Below are 17002 nucleotides of genomic sequence, written 5' to 3' on the forward strand. Positions count from 1 at the left end.
CCTTTGCGCTGGTGGAGGACATAAATACTGCTCACACCAGTATCAAGCGGTAACGCGTTTTTGCTCATGGCAACCACATTATCCAGCCGTTCTGTCCATGCCTTAATTTGGGCGACTCCCGTTTTACCCTGCCGAATAAAAATACCTTCCTCATGCACCTGAGCGTAAGTCAGTGACAAAATATCAGCCTGCCGCGTGCAACACAGGTACGCCAGCTCCATTGCGATTTGAACTACTGGCGGGGCAACAGAGTAGAGTGCATTGTATTCCGCATCGGTAATGTACCGATCTCGCGGGGTTTCTTTAAATTGCCGTACACCCTTACAAGGATTACCGCTGACCATGCCGCGCTCATAGCCCCAACCGTATACACGGGATAAAAAATTCTTTTCCCGGTTGGGTTGGGTTCTGGCTTTTAATCCGCGCTTGTCCATGTATTTTCGAATATGCTGCGGCTTAATACTATCAGGCAGCATTTTGCCGAAAACGGGCAGTAACTTGTTGGAATACTTCCGGTAGTCTTTCTTGGTTTCTGGGCTTAATGCCAAGAAATCAGGGGAAAGAAAAAAAGCCTTGATAAGACCGTTTAACGTCTCATCGTTTTTCTGGGCTGCAAGCAATTGCTCATAAGCCACCCAGACTTCGGCCTGTGTTGCAGAAAAATCACATAAACGGATTGTCCGGCAGTCATAAGTTTGGAACTCATACGCAGAGCGCCCCCGGCGAACGCGTGGCGGCATCCAATTATCTGCGGGGTTCTTGCGTGATCTACCCATTAGTCTAAGGCTCCGAAATTAGGTTCTTGCGGTTCAGGCGCGTAGTTTCTGAACCGCTGTGAGAGGGGGTTATTAAAATGATCCCAGGTGGTTCGGGGTCGCCCGTCTCGCCGAATGATAAAGAAAATGCCGGCTTCCTTGAGTACTTCACATTGCTTGGACGGGATGATATAGCCCGTAATGTCGGCGATATCGGCGTCACTGATGATGCCGGTTTTTACATCCATATTGACCTCGCTTGTCGATTAACCGTTGGATTGAACTTCACCGTTGCCTAAACGGTGCCGAAGAAAATTTGACGCGGCATGTTACTGGATAATTACCGTCTCTTCATAGCCTCAAGTAAGATGTCCTGTACTTCCCGCTTAGAATTGCGCCGTTCCATGACCATCTCGTCCATGGTGTGAGCCGCGATAATATGGTGGATGAAGACCGGCCGGCGGTAACCGGCTTGTGCTTGTCGGGTCGGGCCGATACGTTCAATGATTTGCTGGTATTGCTCCAAGTCCCACCAGTGCGAGAAAAACACCAAGATATTCCCGCCGTCCTGTAGGTTCAGGCCGTGGCCGGCACTGGCAGGATGGGCGAACATCACCGGGATTTTACCCGCGTTCCAGTCGCGCAGGGTTTGCGGATCGGCATCAAGGTGTCTGCCTTTGGGAAAGGCTTTTAACAATCGGGCTAAATCGTGCTTCCAGTGATAGGCAACCAACACCGGCATTCCGCCGGATTCGGCAAGTATACTGTCGAGTGCCTGTAATTTTGCATCATGCAATTCCTGCCAAGTGCCGTTCTCGTCGGTATAGATAGCCCCGCTGGCGATTTGTAAGCACTTAACGGTCTTGGCTGCTGCGTTCAATGCTTCGACTCCGATACTGTCCAGCTCCATGAACATCTCTTTCTCCATCGCTTTATATTGCTGGCGGACTTTGGCGGGCAGCTCGACGCGAATAAGGTTATGGATAGGCTCTTCAATATCGAACCAGTCGGCAGCATCAAGGGCAATCGTCACATCATTCAGGGCGGTTTGCATTTGCTCCTGGGCAAACGGCCACGGCTCCAACTTTACCCATTGTTGTCCCGGAAAGCGGACTTGATTAAACCAGCGCGCAGTAAAAGCGTTGTAGGTGCGGCCAAGGCGTTCACCCTGATCGACAAACCAGGCTTGCCCCCATAAATCGACTAACCCATTGGGCGAGGGTGTGCCGGTCAGATTCACCCAGCGGCGTGCATACTTATGGGCCACCTTTGCCAGTGCTGCGGCTCGCTTACCTCCTTTACGTAACCGGAAGGATTTTAGCCGTGTGCTCTCATCAGCAATGACGGTGGCGAACGGCCATCGATTGCCCAATGTTTCAACCAGCCAGACTAGGTTGTCATAGTTGGTGGTAAAAACGCTGGCGTTGGTATTTTTGAGCGCGTCCATTCGCTCTTTCACTGTGCCCACAATGGGCTGAACGTCGATATTATGTAGATGATCCCACTTAACCGCTTCGTCAGGCCAAGTAGAGCGAGCTACACGCAACGGCGCTAGGACTAATGTCGGTTGGGTTTCGCTGCCCGCCATGTATAGATCATTAATTGCGGTGAGTGTGGCTACACTTTTACCCATCCCCATACCTGCCCACACATTGCAGCGGGAAATATCCAGTTGATGATTAATGATGAGATTTTGGTAGGAGTGGGGGGTAAATGGTTTCATTCTTTGCCCTTAAAACAGTTTAGCGATATCAACGCCGTAAACGTCTAACCATGCGGCGTGCGGGAAACAAAGGACGTAATCATTTTTTATGGGATCGAAGCAGTACTTATCGAATAACTCATGTTCGTCACACCAATGCATTAAAGGCCGGTAATAATGTCGGGTGAAGGTTGCTCGCCAGACTTGTTCTGTTGACGCCCATTCTTTACTCGCGCCGAAGTGTGTAGCTAAATCATCTCGCTCACGGGTAGCATTATTTAATTTGCGTTGTAACGCCGAATTACGTTGGAGTGCTGTTGCTTCCCTTTTTTGGCTAATTTGGGCTTTAGTGCGCTCCGCATTATCCGCTCGTTCTTTTTCTTCTTTGATTGTTTGATCTTTCAAAAGAAGGCTATGAGCTTGTCCTTGAATAAGTGCCAGTGTTAGTTCTGGATTTTGTACTAAATAATCTGCTGATAATTGCGGTTGTATTTGGTATCCACCAGTTTGACGAATCGCCGGTAAAACATCTTCGCATACCCAATCTTGGAAACGTTCAGCCGAAGATAATTTGCTACGCAGTATGAGGCGGTATAAATCTGGCTCGGTTAAAAGTATGATCCCTTTCGGTTTGAAGCCTAAATTCAATTCCGTGCACTGTACGGAATTAAGTTTAATCAATGACTTGCAGTTGATTTTTAAAGTTTGGTGGGGGTCTGAGTAGCCAAGTAATTTAGCTACTTCTACAGCGAAAAACACAGGTTTGTCGTTGTACAACATTCCTTGCAACTCAATACCCAAATCTTCGTTAGAGAAAGTCATTAAATTATTTTTGTTCATGGATGAATCCTGTTTTTAGTTAGTAGTTTTCAGATTTGATGCTTCTTGTGCTGCTTGTTGAGCAAATTCGATAAGCTCAAAAGCAAGAGGTGATCCTGATTCGATAGTGCTTAGTAGTTGAGCGGTGTCCAGAATGTTGCCAATGATTGAAAGCAAATCGGTATGGTTTAGTTGTGAAACTTTTATAGTCATTTTCGGTAGCCTCTTTTATTTATGATTCTCACGGTGAGTACAAAATAAGTGTACTCACCGTGAGTCGTTGTTGTCAAGCTCACCGTGAGGCATAATTAAAAAAGTGGCAATACAACGTAAATACGACGTAAATACAAATTAAGGCCAAGAGGCTAGAGATGAGTAGAGAAGACCCCCAATTACGGGTAAGAATTCCCGCAGAACTGAAAGAGACGCTTGAACAGAAGGCAAAGGAAAATAAAAGGACGTTAACGGCTGAGATCGTTGACCGTCTGGAAGAAACAACCGTACAAGATTCTGTAGTGGGCAGTAGTGACGGTTTCGGACGTATCGCTGATGATTACGAAAATCTTTGCGGTGAGTTCGAAGAATTAAGGGAAAAATATGAGCGTGAATATGCGTTAGATTGGGCGGATTCAAATAAGGATGAATTACGCCATGCAGTTGAAAGATTGCATGAACTTCTTAATCATCCCTCAAAAAAATAATCCCATCACGCTCTAAACTCTCACGTAGTCGCCGAGTAATTTCGGCGGTTAACGTGCGGTCATTTTGGAGCGCTGATTTTTCCAGTGCATCTTTTAGTTCTTGCGGGATACGCGCCCGTAGTTGTGGATCGTTTCTTGTGCTCATAATATCCCCTCCATATTCTTACTATCCAAAACAACTACCTTTTGCCCCAGTGCCCTGAGCCGTTCGTGTTCCCGTAACTGATCAGGCCGGGGCTTTTCGCCCGGTGCTTTACACTCGACAAAAACCACGCGCCCTTTAGGTAAAACAACAATACGGTCGGGCACACCTCGCCGACCGGGGAAGACGAATTTATAGGCAATGCCACCTGCTTTTTTCACCTCATTGACGAGGTGTTTTTCGATAACGTCTTCGCGTATTTTCATTGTTTTTATCCCGTTCAAGTTGTTTTAAACAAAAATCCGAACGATTTTCGGCCCACTCAATATTCTGAGTATTGCGGGAATGGCGAACGGCTTTATTCCAGGCTTTCGATGCCCGTAAATAATCACCTTCGCGTTCAATGTGCGCAGCCTCGCGCGCAGCCCGAAAATAAAGCGGGCTGTCTCGATATTTAAATGCCATAGAGCGTCCTTTATTGAATAGGGCAAATACAGCTTTCAGAAAAAGCTAAGGCCAGCGGCGACGGATCATCGGGGTGTGAAATGTGCTCGGTGTGGTAGACCTTTTTTCGGTAGATGACGGAATAACCGTCCTGTTTAATCAGTAGTAATTTCCCCGTAACAGTGCGGCTGCTGTATGAACGTCCGTCGCGGGTTGTCGTTAGGGTAAAACAACATTTTTCATCAACAGCGACGGGCTTTGATTCGCCATAATAGCCGCCGCATCCTTTACAACGTTTCATTATTTAATCCTTTCTGTAGTAGTACGCTTCAAACCCGCCTGCGTTCAGAGGTAAGTCCGGTGCCCAATCGGGATTGGTGGCGAGTAGCGTGCTGAGATGTTCAGGTGAATATTCGGAGGTATCTGGCGCTTCACTGATAATTTCATCGTGTACGGTCAGTACAATGTCATAGCCGACGTTTTCTATATGTGGCATGTTGGCGGCCAGTACATCACGGGCAGCCGCTTGGGTGACATTTTCAACCAGTTTTCCGCCGTAGGTTTTGAGCCGTTGCCATTTACGGCTGTAGGGATTGGTGCCCATGTAACTGATTTGTCCGTCGTTGAGCCGGGGGGAGGGGTAGCATACCGCCCGGCCAGACGGTAACACCACACGTAGCCAAGCCCCGTCACGACGAACGCGTAACTGGCGACAAGGAATGGTGGTGCCCGGTGACGTGATGGCCCGCTTAACCGCGTCTTCCAGTTCATACCAAAACGTTACGGTGGCGGCATGGGCATGGCGCCACATGCGTTTCAGCGAATCGCAGGTAATAAACACCCGTTCGCTCAGGCCATAGGTGTTTTTCTGTTTGACTGATTCTGTATACCAACGCTTTGCATTTTGCTGAACAGAAGCCGGGATGTTGGGTAAGGCAGCCTCGGCGAGTTCATCTAAATCAAGGGCATAGGTGAGGGCGAAGGTCACGAAAGCAGCAACGCCGCCACCGTAGCCTAAGCCCAATTCCATGACCTTACCGATTTGTCGCTGGTCTTTAGTCACGTCCTCGGGATCGATATTGAATGCGCGGGCATAAGCCAGTTTGTAGAGGTCATGCCCTGTACCGTTGTCGAATTCGCTGAACGCGTTTAATTTCCAGTGTTCACCTGCCAACCACGCAAGCATACGGCCTTCGATGTTGGACAAGTCAGTAATGACCAGCTTTTTACCTTCTGGTGCTCGGATTACGGCGCGAATGGCGGAACTGGTTAATTCCATGATGTTGTCATAGATGAGATCCGCACATCCTGCTTTCAGGGCTTCGATACCGGCATTAATGGTTTCTTGGGGAAGTGTTGGCCTCAATAAATTTTGCGGCTGGAATAGGCGTCCCGCCCAACGTCCGGTACGGGATGCCCCGCAAAATTGCAACGTTCCCCGTAGTCGTCCATCCGCGCTAATGCCATTCATCAATGCCTTGTACTTACTGGTGCTGGTCGTGCTGGCCTGTAACCGGATGGTCAGCAATTCCCGTAACGCAAGGGGTAAATCGGGGTCGGCAATGCGTCTTTCCAAAGTGCTTTTTTGCATATCGGGCAGGTCGACGCCGAACGCCGTGGTGATATGCCGTAGCATCGCATCACGCTGCGTAGCCGCTTGTACTTCGCCATCGGTCAGCCTCTGCGTGCGTTTGGCCAGTTGCTTTTGTTCCTGTTCAACGGCATCAACAGCGGCTTTTGCAAGCTGGATATCCATGCACACACCGCGATCGTTAATCCGTTGGTCGCGGTGCCATAGTGCCAACTCATCCCCCTGATAGTTCCACTTTGGCAGACGGTTATGCACTTCGCGCATGGCCTCAATATCCAGCCCGGCGTAGGCAACAAAGCGCTTCCATTCTTCGGGATGTGTTTTGCGGGTAGCCCGCCGAAGCGCTGAGTTTTTAGGTCTGGGTTTACAAAATAGCTGAATGAGTGCCTTGCCTTCTTTATCCTTGGCTTTGTCCGCCGGAAGGCCCAGCACCTCACACAAGGCACCAAGCGCCCCCGGCAAGCCATGTGACAGCGCCTGTACCATCGTGTCACGCCAGCGACTAATACCCAGAGGTAACTTCGGTATATAATGGCGCAGAACGGTACGGTCAAAGTGGCTGTTATGGGCGAATAGGATAACGGTAGGATCGAGTAAACTTTTATGTAATTCTTTTGGCATAGGTGTACCACGAGTCACATCCCATACCTGAACAGGGTTATTGTTAACCGCCCATGCAAATAACATAATTTCGGCATGTTCGGCGTAAGCGTGAGTACCATTCTTGATGGGTATCTCGCTGTAGGTTTCGAGGTCGAGCCAGAGAGTTGTTTGATTCATGGCAGTTTGTTTTAAATTGGTGAGAGATAAATGAGAAGTTCTAAAAGTGGTAAAAAAAAATTTGTGATTCAGATCCTCGTTTTTATTGGCGTTGTTCTCTTGTTTCTAAAAGGATATTTAAAAGAAACTGAAATTCAAAAACGAGATAATAGGCTAAAGACGTATCCTATTTTAGAGGCGTTGAATAAATTAGACCCTCAAGAATTTGAGGTTTTATATAAACAAGGTTTTTCTTCTGACATTACAACGTCAGATGTGATGCTCTCTACTAAAGTTTGGATTAAAAATAATTTAGGCCGATTATTAAACTCTGCTCCCGATGAAGCTGTAAATGAATTTAGCAAGTATAATGCTAACCTGTTCGATACTTTTTTAAATTTAGATCCTACGGGCGTGTTTTGCTTTAATATGTTATATCCGGGGGTTCAGGGAAGCCCGGATATAAATAAATTAAAAGAATTAACTAATGAATTGGTTTTTAAAAGAACTTATTTAAATAGCATTGCTGATTCAATTAATCAAAAGGTTAAAATTGACAGATTACCGGTAGAACAAATTGAAAAAGTCATTTCATCAATTCATGAAACATTGGCTGAAAAATACGGCGATGATTATTATATTGAAGACCCACAAGAGCTAGCGAAACAACCAGCTTTAGAATGTAAAACACGTCGAGATTTTTATGATCAAGTCATGAAGTTAGACCCTCATCTTTCGGCAGAGGTTATTCGTTATCTGAACCCTCCTAAATAATCCTGTTTTTAGTGCTGCCCCGTAGCATTAACGGGGCAATTAAATGTATTAAATTAATGCCTCTGCATCGGCGTCTGCATCTGCCCCCTCGCTTAAATCATCGAAATCGTTCACTGATGCAATCCCACCGCCTGCAAAGGCATCGCCATCGCGGAAGAACTGAACGCCACTGAGTGAGGCTGATATGCCTTTGCCGTTGTTGTCGTAGGCAAAAATACTGATAGTGGCGTTGACATAACAACCGGAATAGATTCTTCCATCCTGAGCCGTCAAGGGAGAGCGGGCGCGATCAATAACCAGAGGACGTGATTTATTACTGGCTGAAATAAACATATTTCCTGCGTAGCCGTCATAATCCGTTTTTTCGTCACCATCCCGGAAGTTAAAACGCATGTTATTGCCTCGAATAGTTTTAATAATGCCTTCGGCTTTTGCACCCCATTTTTCCGTTGCCACTTTAATAATGGCCGACTCAATTTCAGCAATTAACTCTTTTCGCTCTTTGGGAATAAGGAAAGTAGCGCGGAATTTAAAATCGCCTTGCCCATTCACTTGGGTTGCTTCAAACAAATCAGGAAATGCCAGGCGCACGTTTTTTAAAGTAATTTTCATGGTTCTACCTTTATTATTGATTAGATAAGGTCAGCAACGAGCGCATCATCAGATACGTCGTCAAAGTCGTTAATCGGGTTCATGTCCAGTGCCGGACGGGGATCGGTTGAAGGTACGACGGTGGGTTTACCATCAGACCGGACAATAAGGGATTCCAGCTTATCCCATTTTTTCGGAGCGTCTTTCTTGAGTACTTTTTCCGCCTGCGTTGGGCTGATCAATTTCTTGGTGTACATCTGGTCTTGCTTGAGTTTGAAGCCTTTTAACATCGCTTCGGCATCGGTTTCGACACCCCAAGCCCGATTGCCTTGCTTACCCTCGACCAACTTAAAGCCGGGGATAGGGTGCCCAGCGTTGAGTTCTTCATTGACGCGAATCCTAACGGCTTTACACCAGCTTTCGATAAAATCGACCTGCGCATATTTATCAGCAAGTGTTTGGTTGTCGTATTTCGGGATTTGCTCCTTGGCTTTCTCTATCTGGGGTTCTAATGGGAGTGTCAGATCATCAAAATCATCAATGACAGTGCCCTTCACCTGCATCTCCAATGCGAGGCAATTCGCCCTAGCCTTACAAAACCGGCATTGCTTTTCTCCCGGTGTGAAGGTGTCAGCGGGCAGGGTGTCCACGCCTTCACACTGGGCAATATTGAAAATGGTAATGACCGAGGCGGCGGCGTCTTTGGCGCGTTCCCCAAATTGGCGCAGCGCTTCAACACTCGTGGCCCATTCTGAAACATGGTTCAGTCGGGGTTGATGAATGAACATCCGTACCGTTTCGAAGTCATAGAGCATGTCGAATTGGTCAAGGGCGCCGAGGGCATACAGCATCAGTTGCTCGTTTTCCTCAGCGTCAACTTTCACCCCCTTGCCATATTTCAGATCGTGAATTTGCAGCTCACTGCCGTTAATAATGATGGCATCGGCGGTGCCGAAAGAGTTCTCGACACTAATCACATCAGAGAAATCAACCCGCTGTTCGATTAACAGCTCTTTCCCCTGAGCCAGTCCCCAAACCGTTTCGACATACTGCCCAACGGCCTCGGCCATTTCCTCATTCACCTGCGGGGTGTTGGGTTTAAGCAGGATATGTTGGCCGAGGTAATCCGCAGTGTTTTGTCCCATCGTGTGGGGTTCACCTAGGAATGTCGGGTTTTGTCGGTTGTTGAGGACAATTTCCGCCAGAGCATGAGCGGCGGTACCCTCAACCGCGAACGGTGATTCGGTGTTGGGCAAGCCGGCTTCCATTGCCAGGCTACCGTGACAGCGTAACCAACGGTGCGAGGAGGACGGGGAGAGTTTTGCATGTACCTCCGGCATGGCTAGCCCTCCAATGTAGTCTCGGCCAGGCGAATAACCTCGGAGAGGTTATCGAGTGGAACTTCACCTAACCTTTTGTTACCCCCGCATTGTTTGATAATGTCTACGGCTTCTTTCCGATATCCTCCTTTCGCCAGTTGCAAAATTAACTGTTCGGCTTGTGCAAATAAGGTTTGTGGGTCAACCTCTGGCTCTGGCTCTGGCTCTGGCTCTGAGGTCTTGCCCTCATTGAGTAAATCCAGTGCGAACTCTCGGCGTTCAGTGATACCGGGGATGTCATCCCAGTTTTCCACCATTTCTAAACACAAATCTAGAACGGTGGTCTTTTTCAGTGGAGCGACTTCCTGTATACCGGAAAGGGCGCAGTACATAGCATCCGCTTGCCCGTTACGCTCTTCTTCGCCAATGCCTTCAATAATGGTGCGAGCCTGAGCCAGTTTATCGACAGTCAGCTTATAGGCCTCGTTCTTGAACAAAACAGCGAGGGCAACGATCGTTTCCAAATCAAGCGCTTCGATATCGACAGGCGTGTTATCGGCTTTTTTCTTCGTGGCCGTTTTTACCTTCTTATACGGTTGTTCTACCGGTTCAGCTAACAGGCTGCTATTGATTGTGACTTCGGTATCGAGGGAGTGAGTGACAGCGTTATTCGCTAATGCCGAAATCAGTTGCGTCATAAGGGCATTTTGTTGCGTGATAAGTGTATTTTGTTGCTCCAAAAATACATTATTTTGTTGTAGGGATGTTTCTAAGCTCATTTTCCTAGCCTTTTTATTATGAATACAGGGTAATTGGGAATCGGGTGGTAGGGTTACGTTTAAGTTCTTCGCATTTCCGTTGCCAGCGCAGGCGACGAACGGTGTTGCTTATCGGATATTTATCGACGGGAATTACTTTCGGTCTCACGTATTAACTCCTCTTTATGCATATCAAAAAGCACACTCACCAAAACGGATGGGCGGGTGTGGTTGCCAAAGGACAGGATGTGCTTTTTGATAAGGGGAGCAGGGCGTGGGAACGCCCTTTATTCAGGTAATAAAAAACCTCGCATTTGCGAGGCTGGAATTATTCAGGGATTACTGTTCTTGGTTACATTATGCGACCGATTGCAGGAGCAATTAAAAACAATAAAGACAACACAGTGCATAAAATCTTTATGGCGATCTTTTTTGTTTTAATTGTCACGTAAGCAAAAAACAATCCAGCAGGAATGCAAACAAACCAGAATGAATAACCAAATAAGGCGATTTTAAACAGTAAATATTCGAAGATATCGTAAGCTGAAACGGACATATTCCCTCATGAATCTTATTGCCGATATTTGGAATATATCAGAATGCAACTTAATTTATTACCCTATTAACTCTCAATAAGTTTTGAAAAACCGTTGACTAAATTTTCAGCCAGATTTTCAAGTCTGGCTGTTTGTATTTCAGCGTACTTCTCTAATTCACCATACTTAATTTCAGGGATTCGTGCTTCCCGTATAACAATTTCTTTGTAGGCTTCAATAGCTGCTTGTCTAACATCTTCGGGTAGGGCTTGAAACTTCGATTCTGGGGCATCGTCGGTAGTGTGAATATATGGCCTGTCACCATCAATTTCTGATAAATCACATTCCATTAATTCAGCAGGAGTGCGCCCGAAATAATCCCCGATAGTTTTCAAAGTAAAGTATTTAGGATCTTCCACTTCACCGGATGTTAGCCTATGTAATGTGGACTGAGGAATATCAAGGATCTCAGCTAGCTTAGTGGCGCTTTTTAATCCGTGTATTGCCATTAAATACGCGATGTTTCTTATTAGCATTTTTAATTATCCTATGTGTTAACTAATTGGTTTTGATGGTGTGGTGCAGGGATCTATTCAACCTCAAACTGTCTTGTGAGTCTTGCTTGCATCTCGTTCAGATGTTCACCACACCTCAAAGCCAACTGCGCTTTGAACCACACTCTCGCAGTGGTCGCGCTCATGCCATTGAGTGCGTAGTCAGGGCATCTCCACGGATCCCCCGCCTCTAACCGGTAGTTGATTGGCGGTCAACTTGGAGCACCGGAGCTATTTTTAATATATGAACCTTGACTCGTCGCTACACAAGCTCACCACTTGGCGACTCAGGGCAGCATCATTACTGCTGCATTGGCGCATTGCGCTTGCGGTCTATCCGCTTTGTTAAACCATGATTATTTTTCCTTATAGTTAATTGCAGCACATACCTTCTTGCCAGTGTTGCCCGTTCGCGCCCGTTACTCACTCTCGTGCGGGACTAACCTTCCCACCGACCGGATCGCGTCCGATGGTACGTCGCATTTCATGCGCAGGGGTCTAAACAGGAAGCTATGCGCTGTTTTGACTTTCTAAATTGTTAAAGAGCGAGTGGTGATATCTTTTTGCAAAAACGCATATAAATAACTTAAATGAAGTTATAGTCGGAAGTGCATGTTGGTGTCAATCCTAAAACGCATTAATTTTGCAAAAATAAAAGCCGCTAAAATGCGGCTTACTATATTTTATTGATTTATAGTGGTTATTTTATTATAAGGTTGGGCTTTGCTAATCCGGCTACATAATGTAGGGTTTTGATTGTGTTTTTTGGGGAGCGTATAGGGGCGTGATCTTCATTGAGAGGGAGTAAATGGTATTGGTCTTCTCGTTCGAACAGAAATGTTTTAACAGTGGCACTATCATCGGTAGCTATGATTAAAACTTCATCACCTGGCGATATTTTATGATTAGGTTCAATGACCACGTATTCACCGTCTTTAATTCGTGGCATTAACGATGTTCCCTTACATTTTACCGCGTATACGTCTTTATCATAGGATGGCCAACGTAAGTAATGATTGCTTTCTTCATTAGTTGGGCTTCCCAGACATTCCTCCATATCACTAATAACTATATCTCCACGAACAGGGATATTAGTGAAATTTTGGGTATAGTATTCATCACCTATTTCTACGATCGTTGTCTGTTTTGGTGCTTGTAAGTCGCATTCAATTAAATCAATTGGAGATATTCCAAAAAAATCAGCGATGTTTTTTAAAACCGTATATTTTGGGTCCTTGACTTCCCCTGTGACCATCCGGTGCAGGGTCGATTGTTGCATTTTTACCCGTTTAGATAGCTCTGTTACGCTGTTTATACCGTGCTTAAGCATTAAGTATTTGATATTTCTGTTTAGTGTATCGGCTTCTAGCGACATTCTGTTTAGCCTCTAAATTAATTTTGCATTTTAAACAAGCAATCCTTTATTGCATATTCTATCTTTATTTCTTATGCAATAGAGGGTTGAATGATTTTGCGTTTTTGCTTAATCTAATGCTATCTCATCTTACAGGAATCGTGTCATGTCTAAACTTTCACTACAAGAAATGCTTCAGAAATTGGTTGAGTCAGGGTACACACAAGCACAATTATCTGAGCTCACGGGTGTTAGCCAATCGTCCCTTAGCCGAATTCTTACTGGAGTTAGCATTGACCCACGCATGTCTACTGCATCCGCCATTAGCAATTTATATGTGACACATATAACTAACTTTAAGGCATAGCCGTATGTCAGACCAAAAACAAAAGATTTACTACTCTGTCGGACGAAATGCTAAAGACAGTCGCCCTGTGGCTGCGGTGGCGGATAGTTTTGTTGAATACCAAAAAGCTATTTTGGCGTTGCGTAAGACTATTAATATTAAGCCTTCAGATCCTGTTGCAACCGTGCGTAATAAAAAGTCACTGTTAAATTATATCTGGGGGTCAATGCTTGACTCACTTAAAGGACGTAATGCTGCAAATGCAGGGAGTCGCCGCGTTTTATGGCTCGATATGGATGGCTGTTCTTTGTCAGCTTGGAACAGTGTAATCAAGGTTCTGAAACTGTACCAATGTTTTGCTTATACCACCGCCAGCCACGGACACCCAACCGCCAATAGAGAACAACGTTGGCGGTTGGGTTTTTTATTATCGCGAGATGTATCAGCCTCAGAATACCAACTTTTAGGGCCACAAATCGAACGTGAAATAATGGATTGTTATGAGTTATTAGGGGATGAGCCTGTTAAGTGGGATCGCTCTGTTTACGAGCCTTCACATATGGTTTTTGCTCCTGACGAAAACGCAGTAAGTGAAAGTTTTAACGGCGTGATTATCGATGTTGAGTTAATGCTAGCACCAAATACTACGGCTGTAATTGAAACTGAAGTTCTGGAATCAGTAGATTGTGATGACCTCGAACGTTCGGTTGAGTTACATAGAGTCAACCAACATACCTTCGAACATTTACGAGATGCTCTATGGTTTCCTCAAATCTTACCATTGGCTGAAGATTATAGTTCTTGGATTGCTATGGGAAACCGTCTGTCTTTCTTTAAAGACAGCGAGTTTGAAGATGAAGCAAAGCAGCTTTGGCATGATTGGTCTGCATCCTCAGACAAATATGATCATGAGATTACTGAACAAAAGTGGCAAGAGCATTTAACTGCGGATAGAACTGGGTATGCAGCCATATTCAAACAAGCTCAAGATCGTGGTTGGGTCAATCCAGGCGTTGTGGAAGAGATAGATTTGCCTGTCTCTACTCCGCATATGGGTGGGTATGGTAAGCCCGGACGTTTTATTGTTGAAGGTTTTATACCAGAAGGTGTTACCGCTATTTATGGTCAGTCTTCGGCTTTTAAATCTTATTTGGCACTTTCTATTGCGCTGAGAATTGCAATGATGAGGCATCGATGGGCAGGGCGCAATTTAAAAGGTGGTGCCGTTCTCTATATCGCGGCAGAAGGGGGTAGCTCTATATACCCACGTGTAGGTGCATGGGCAGATCGTTTGAATGACGGTAAGCCCGTCAATAATTTTTACATATTACCCCGCGCTGTCGATTTGGCTGATCCTAAAATGGTCAAAGCGTTGTCAAACGAAATTAAGCGCATTATTAACGCTTCCGGGCATCCTGTCAGAATGGTTGTTATTGATACTTTATCCCAGTCCATGACTTCCGGCGATGAAAACAGCGCCGGAGACATGGCGCGTTTTATGGCAGGTGCTACCAGAGTCTCTACAGAATCAGGTGCGGCTGTTGTAGTGGTTCACCATAGCGGAAAAGACGGCAGTAAAGGGATGCGTGGTTCATCTGCCGCGTTTGCCAATGTGGACGCGGTTATTCGCGTTGACCGAATAGAGGATTCAGTCAATCTGATCAATGAGAAACAACGTACTGGGCCTACTCAACCAACAGCAAGCTATAACGTTCCCGTAGTTGACCTGCCAGATTATGTAATCGTCGAAAATGGAGCCTTTGATAATGAGTACACGAGTACGGAAGGGGAAGTTTATTCGCCAGTTCGTTTAACAACAGAAAGGGTATTTGAAGATATACCGATGGCTGAAATTATTAGCTCCTTCGATGATGAAAATGCAATTAAGGGTTTAACTGGTAATAACGCAATTATGGTAGGCCTTGTCGAAAATGCCGGAGGTCGTATCGCACGAGTAGAACTAAGAAAACAATGGATTGATGGTGAAGGTAAAGAATCCAGTTTTCGTACCACCTTAAAACGTTCCATTGAAGGCGGATATCTTTGCAAGGATGAAAACGAGGAAATATTTCTACCTCCGATCACAATTGATGATTAAAAACCGACCAGGTTAGCGTGACAAACAACGTGACAAGGAAAAATTGCAAATTTGAGTTAGCAGCGTGACAAACAACGTGACAGTTGAAACGGTAGTCAAATATTTAAAACAATATCAATAAGTTAAGTCGTGACAGATGCGTGACAGAAAATTACAAGCCTTAATCCGACAGCGTGACGTGACAACCCCCTCTATAGAGGGGTGTCACGTGTCACGCTAGAAGGGGCGTCATGGTAAAAATAACTTTGGAGAAAATGAGATGTTAACTGCACTACAAAACAACAAGATCATAATTGCGAGAGACGCTCAAAAACCTGGTGATTTTCACTGCCCGGAATGCTTTGAACCTTTAACCCTACGAAAAGGTAGTATCAAAACACATCATTTTGCACATAGAAGTTCTTCAAATTGTGGATATGGCAAAGGTGAATCTGAACGACATATGGATTTAAAAATGCAGGTGTTTGATTCGTTGTTAGGACACCCTAATGTTGAACATGTAGAACTTGAAAAATCGTTAGGTAGAGTCCGCGCGGATGTTTTCGCGAACATATCAGGTACCCAAGTTGCTATCGAAATCCAAATTAGTAAAGTGTCGATTGAGGACTTAGTGCGGAGAACTCAAGCGTATGCAGAGCAAGATATAGCGCTTATTTGGATACAACATTTACCTAAAGGATCTAGTCTATTTAAATTCGAACGCCCAACGACATGGGAAAGTTGGATACATACATGCAACTTAGGACAGATATATTTATGGTTAGGAAATGGGTGCATAACGCCTATAAAGTTAGCGAATCATGAACATGGGGTACAAATAAGCCATAAGTATCACATTGCTGAAGATTTTCATAAAGTAACTAAAGGTAGTTGGGATAAAGGGAAATTCTATATACCAAATAGAGTTTTATGGTGTCGTATCCGTGGTTCAGGATTTGTTTAATAGACCACACCGGCACGTAAGCGCGCCAGCTTCCAGTGAAAAAAAATTCAGGATACACAAAACTACAGGGTAAAATTCTATGCGTGATATTCAACAAGTGTTAGTTCTTTGGGGAGGCTGGACAACATCAGACGTCAACTTAAAAGTAGGCTGGTCGCCAGTCGCTGCGGGATTCAGCGGCTTGCTGCCTGCCAGCGGCAATAATCGCCCAACATGCAGCGACGAGGACGGATTGATTATTGATATCTGCGTTGCACGGCTGCGAGCGAGAGGAAAGGGCGAAGAGCTGGAATACATCAAGCAGCATTACATACACGGCCTATCTAAACGGGAGATTGGGCGTAAGTATGAGATAAACGAGAAAGAGGTTAGGCACCGAATACTATGCGGAGAGAGTTTCATTGAAGGTTGCCTAGAAATGCTTGATATTCAATTGGATATGGATTTATCGATTAAAAAACAAACAATTAAGCATTGAAAACTAGTGCGGGCCGCAAAAAGTGTGTTATTGTGATAAAAATGGTTTTTTATATCCTGCGAAAAGGCGCTCTAAATTGAGCGCCTTTCTTTTTGGGCGAAAACTGAAAACTTGGAAAAATAGCGACTAGGCAGGCAGATTTACACGAACTGCAATAGTGGCGATTTGTTAAAAAAATGTTATATCGAAAATTAGCTCATTATAGGCGAGAAGATTGCTATTTTTGAGGCTTAGGTGGTGTTTCTTGTCTGAGTTGAAAAGTGGGTGTTCGCATTAGAACCATTATGTTAAATAGGGGCTAATTTTCACCAATTATCTAGGATATTGGCTGCGCTTAA

The 17002-nt window shown here is 45.2% G+C and carries 22 protein-coding genes; 6 read left to right on the forward strand and 16 right to left on the reverse strand.

The window, feature by feature from the left end:
* The 5 genes from BM100_RS18630 to BM100_RS23200 all read right to left on the reverse strand — a co-directional run.
* On the reverse strand, positions 1 to 776 hold a 776-nt coding region (locus tag BM100_RS18630), incomplete at its 3' end, for a site-specific integrase (protein WP_092513719.1).
* A complete protein-coding gene (locus BM100_RS18635) occupies positions 776 to 1003 on the reverse strand; it encodes a DUF4224 domain-containing protein (protein WP_092513721.1) in 228 nt (75 codons plus the stop codon). The genes BM100_RS18635 and BM100_RS18630, both read right to left, overlap by 1 nt.
* 92 nt (positions 1004 to 1095) lie before the next feature.
* Complete coding sequence (locus BM100_RS18640) at positions 1096 to 2478, reverse strand: DEAD/DEAH box helicase (RefSeq protein ID WP_092513723.1); 1383 nt, start codon at positions 2476 to 2478, stop codon at positions 1096 to 1098.
* 9 nt (positions 2479 to 2487) lie between these two features.
* Positions 2488 to 3297: a BRO-N domain-containing protein gene (locus BM100_RS18645; RefSeq protein WP_092513725.1), complete on the reverse strand. Its 810-nt coding sequence runs from the start codon at positions 3295 to 3297 to the stop codon at positions 2488 to 2490.
* Between the two features lie 15 nt (positions 3298 to 3312).
* Positions 3313 to 3489, reverse strand: a complete 177-nt coding sequence (locus BM100_RS23200) for a hypothetical protein (RefSeq protein WP_169924726.1) — start codon at positions 3487 to 3489, stop codon at positions 3313 to 3315.
* A gap of 158 nt (positions 3490 to 3647) precedes the next feature.
* Here BM100_RS23200 and BM100_RS18650 point away from each other — a divergent pair, with 158 nt between their 5' ends.
* Complete coding sequence (locus BM100_RS18650; RefSeq protein ID WP_092513727.1) at positions 3648 to 3977, forward strand: Arc family DNA-binding protein; 330 nt, start codon at positions 3648 to 3650, stop codon at positions 3975 to 3977.
* On the opposite strand, the gene BM100_RS18655 is transcribed toward BM100_RS18650, so the two are convergent.
* Genes BM100_RS18655 through BM100_RS18675 form a run of 5 tightly spaced genes read right to left on the reverse strand, consistent with a single transcriptional unit; the run spans position 3955 to position 6934 of the window.
* Positions 3955 to 4122: an Arc family DNA-binding protein gene (locus BM100_RS18655; RefSeq protein WP_092513729.1), complete on the reverse strand. Its 168-nt coding sequence runs from the start codon at positions 4120 to 4122 to the stop codon at positions 3955 to 3957. The genes BM100_RS18650 and BM100_RS18655 overlap by 23 nt on opposite strands.
* On the reverse strand, positions 4119 to 4385 hold the full coding sequence (locus BM100_RS18660; RefSeq protein ID WP_092513731.1) for a PDDEXK family nuclease: 267 nt from the start codon (positions 4383 to 4385) through the stop codon (positions 4119 to 4121). The genes BM100_RS18655 and BM100_RS18660 overlap by 4 nt, the downstream gene beginning before the upstream one ends.
* Entirely contained in the window at positions 4342 to 4584 is a 243-nt protein-coding gene (locus BM100_RS18665) for an ANR family transcriptional regulator (RefSeq protein WP_092513733.1), read from the reverse strand. Before BM100_RS18665 ends, BM100_RS18660 begins: the two co-directional genes overlap by 44 nt.
* Before the next feature lie 10 nt (positions 4585 to 4594).
* Entirely contained in the window at positions 4595 to 4864 is a 270-nt protein-coding gene (locus tag BM100_RS18670) for a hotdog family protein (RefSeq protein ID WP_092513735.1), read from the reverse strand.
* Between the two features lie 3 nt (positions 4865 to 4867).
* The gene (locus BM100_RS18675) at positions 4868 to 6934 is read right to left on the reverse strand and encodes a DNA polymerase (RefSeq protein ID WP_092513737.1); all 2067 of its coding nucleotides are present in this window, start codon (positions 6932 to 6934) and stop codon (positions 4868 to 4870) included.
* Positions 6935 to 6964: 30 nt separating this feature from the next.
* On the opposite strand from BM100_RS18675, the gene BM100_RS18680 reads away from it, so the two are divergent.
* Positions 6965 to 7687, forward strand: coding sequence for a hypothetical protein (locus BM100_RS18680; RefSeq protein ID WP_092513739.1), 723 nt, complete (start codon positions 6965 to 6967; stop codon positions 7685 to 7687).
* 48 nt (positions 7688 to 7735) lie between these two features.
* Here BM100_RS18680 and BM100_RS18685 read toward each other — a convergent pair whose 3' ends face one another.
* The 6 genes from BM100_RS18685 to BM100_RS18710 form a co-directional block, all read right to left on the reverse strand.
* A complete protein-coding gene (locus BM100_RS18685; RefSeq protein WP_092513741.1) occupies positions 7736 to 8299 on the reverse strand; it encodes a DUF2815 family protein in 564 nt (187 codons plus the stop codon).
* Between the two features lie 20 nt (positions 8300 to 8319).
* Positions 8320 to 9618: a DUF2800 domain-containing protein gene (locus BM100_RS18690; protein WP_092513743.1), complete on the reverse strand. Its 1299-nt coding sequence runs from the start codon at positions 9616 to 9618 to the stop codon at positions 8320 to 8322.
* Between the two features lie 2 nt (positions 9619 to 9620).
* Complete coding sequence (locus BM100_RS18695) at positions 9621 to 10376, reverse strand: hypothetical protein (RefSeq protein ID WP_092513745.1); 756 nt, start codon at positions 10374 to 10376, stop codon at positions 9621 to 9623.
* Between the two features lie 16 nt (positions 10377 to 10392).
* Positions 10393 to 10524 carry a hypothetical protein gene (locus BM100_RS23860; RefSeq protein ID WP_274539945.1) on the reverse strand — a complete coding sequence of 44 codons (132 nt, stop codon included), beginning with the start codon at positions 10522 to 10524 and terminating at the stop codon, positions 10393 to 10395.
* A 453-nt stretch (positions 10525 to 10977) separates the two neighbouring features.
* Positions 10978 to 11427 (reverse strand): helix-turn-helix domain-containing protein, encoded by a 450-nt coding sequence (locus BM100_RS18705; RefSeq protein ID WP_092513749.1) that lies wholly within the window; start codon positions 11425 to 11427, stop codon positions 10978 to 10980.
* 718 nt (positions 11428 to 12145) lie between these two features.
* Complete coding sequence (locus BM100_RS18710; protein ID WP_092513751.1) at positions 12146 to 12820, reverse strand: S24 family peptidase; 675 nt, start codon at positions 12818 to 12820, stop codon at positions 12146 to 12148.
* A gap of 169 nt (positions 12821 to 12989) precedes the next feature.
* On the opposite strand from BM100_RS18710, the gene BM100_RS18715 reads away from it, so the two are divergent.
* From BM100_RS18715 to BM100_RS18730, 4 genes are all read left to right on the forward strand, one after another.
* Positions 12990 to 13166: a helix-turn-helix domain-containing protein gene (locus BM100_RS18715; RefSeq protein ID WP_244590659.1), complete on the forward strand. Its 177-nt coding sequence runs from the start codon at positions 12990 to 12992 to the stop codon at positions 13164 to 13166.
* 4 nt (positions 13167 to 13170) lie between these two features.
* Positions 13171 to 15243, forward strand: a complete 2073-nt coding sequence (locus tag BM100_RS18720) for an AAA family ATPase (RefSeq protein WP_092513755.1) — start codon at positions 13171 to 13173, stop codon at positions 15241 to 15243.
* 259 nt (positions 15244 to 15502) lie between these two features.
* Positions 15503 to 16186, forward strand: a complete 684-nt coding sequence (locus BM100_RS18725; RefSeq protein WP_092513757.1) for a competence protein CoiA — start codon at positions 15503 to 15505, stop codon at positions 16184 to 16186.
* A 79-nt stretch (positions 16187 to 16265) separates the two neighbouring features.
* Positions 16266 to 16664, forward strand: coding sequence for an antiterminator Q family protein (locus BM100_RS18730; RefSeq protein ID WP_092513759.1), 399 nt, complete (start codon positions 16266 to 16268; stop codon positions 16662 to 16664).
* Positions 16665 to 17002: the final 338 nt, after the last annotated feature.

This window comes from Xenorhabdus mauleonii (assembly GCF_900113945.1).
Lineage (GTDB): Bacteria > Pseudomonadota > Gammaproteobacteria > Enterobacterales > Enterobacteriaceae > Xenorhabdus > Xenorhabdus mauleonii.

What these genes read in the sequence shown, in the direction of transcription:
- BM100_RS18665 (WP_092513733.1), bottom strand. Translation starts at nt 4,584, where the DNA reads ATGGCATTTAAATATCGAGACAGCCCGCTTTATTTTCGGGCTGCGCGC.
- BM100_RS18640 (WP_092513723.1), bottom strand. Translation starts at nt 2,478, where the DNA reads ATGAAACCATTTACCCCCCACTCCTACCAAAATCTCATCATTAATCAT.
- BM100_RS18710 (WP_092513751.1), bottom strand. Translation starts at nt 12,820, where the DNA reads ATGTCGCTAGAAGCCGATACACTAAACAGAAATATCAAATACTTAATG.
- BM100_RS18715 (WP_244590659.1), top strand. Translation starts at nt 12,990, where the DNA reads ATGCTTCAGAAATTGGTTGAGTCAGGGTACACACAAGCACAATTATCT.
- BM100_RS18725 (WP_092513757.1), top strand. Translation starts at nt 15,503, where the DNA reads ATGTTAACTGCACTACAAAACAACAAGATCATAATTGCGAGAGACGCT.
- BM100_RS18650 (WP_092513727.1), top strand. Translation starts at nt 3,648, where the DNA reads ATGAGTAGAGAAGACCCCCAATTACGGGTAAGAATTCCCGCAGAACTG.
- BM100_RS18655 (WP_092513729.1), bottom strand. Translation starts at nt 4,122, where the DNA reads ATGAGCACAAGAAACGATCCACAACTACGGGCGCGTATCCCGCAAGAA.
- BM100_RS18660 (WP_092513731.1), bottom strand. Translation starts at nt 4,385, where the DNA reads ATGAAAATACGCGAAGACGTTATCGAAAAACACCTCGTCAATGAGGTG.
- BM100_RS18680 (WP_092513739.1), top strand. Translation starts at nt 6,965, where the DNA reads ATGAGAAGTTCTAAAAGTGGTAAAAAAAAATTTGTGATTCAGATCCTC.
- BM100_RS18645 (WP_092513725.1), bottom strand. Translation starts at nt 3,297, where the DNA reads ATGAACAAAAATAATTTAATGACTTTCTCTAACGAAGATTTGGGTATT.
- BM100_RS18635 (WP_092513721.1), bottom strand. Translation starts at nt 1,003, where the DNA reads ATGGATGTAAAAACCGGCATCATCAGTGACGCCGATATCGCCGACATT.
- BM100_RS23200 (WP_169924726.1), bottom strand. Translation starts at nt 3,489, where the DNA reads ATGACTATAAAAGTTTCACAACTAAACCATACCGATTTGCTTTCAATC.
- BM100_RS18685 (WP_092513741.1), bottom strand. Translation starts at nt 8,299, where the DNA reads ATGAAAATTACTTTAAAAAACGTGCGCCTGGCATTTCCTGATTTGTTT.
- BM100_RS18690 (WP_092513743.1), bottom strand. Translation starts at nt 9,618, where the DNA reads ATGCCGGAGGTACATGCAAAACTCTCCCCGTCCTCCTCGCACCGTTGG.
- BM100_RS18720 (WP_092513755.1), top strand. Translation starts at nt 13,171, where the DNA reads ATGTCAGACCAAAAACAAAAGATTTACTACTCTGTCGGACGAAATGCT.
- BM100_RS18695 (WP_092513745.1), bottom strand. Translation starts at nt 10,376, where the DNA reads ATGAGCTTAGAAACATCCCTACAACAAAATAATGTATTTTTGGAGCAA.
- BM100_RS18675 (WP_092513737.1), bottom strand. Translation starts at nt 6,934, where the DNA reads ATGAATCAAACAACTCTCTGGCTCGACCTCGAAACCTACAGCGAGATA.
- BM100_RS18730 (WP_092513759.1), top strand. Translation starts at nt 16,266, where the DNA reads ATGCGTGATATTCAACAAGTGTTAGTTCTTTGGGGAGGCTGGACAACA.
- BM100_RS18670 (WP_092513735.1), bottom strand. Translation starts at nt 4,864, where the DNA reads ATGAAACGTTGTAAAGGATGCGGCGGCTATTATGGCGAATCAAAGCCC.
- BM100_RS18705 (WP_092513749.1), bottom strand. Translation starts at nt 11,427, where the DNA reads ATGCTAATAAGAAACATCGCGTATTTAATGGCAATACACGGATTAAAA.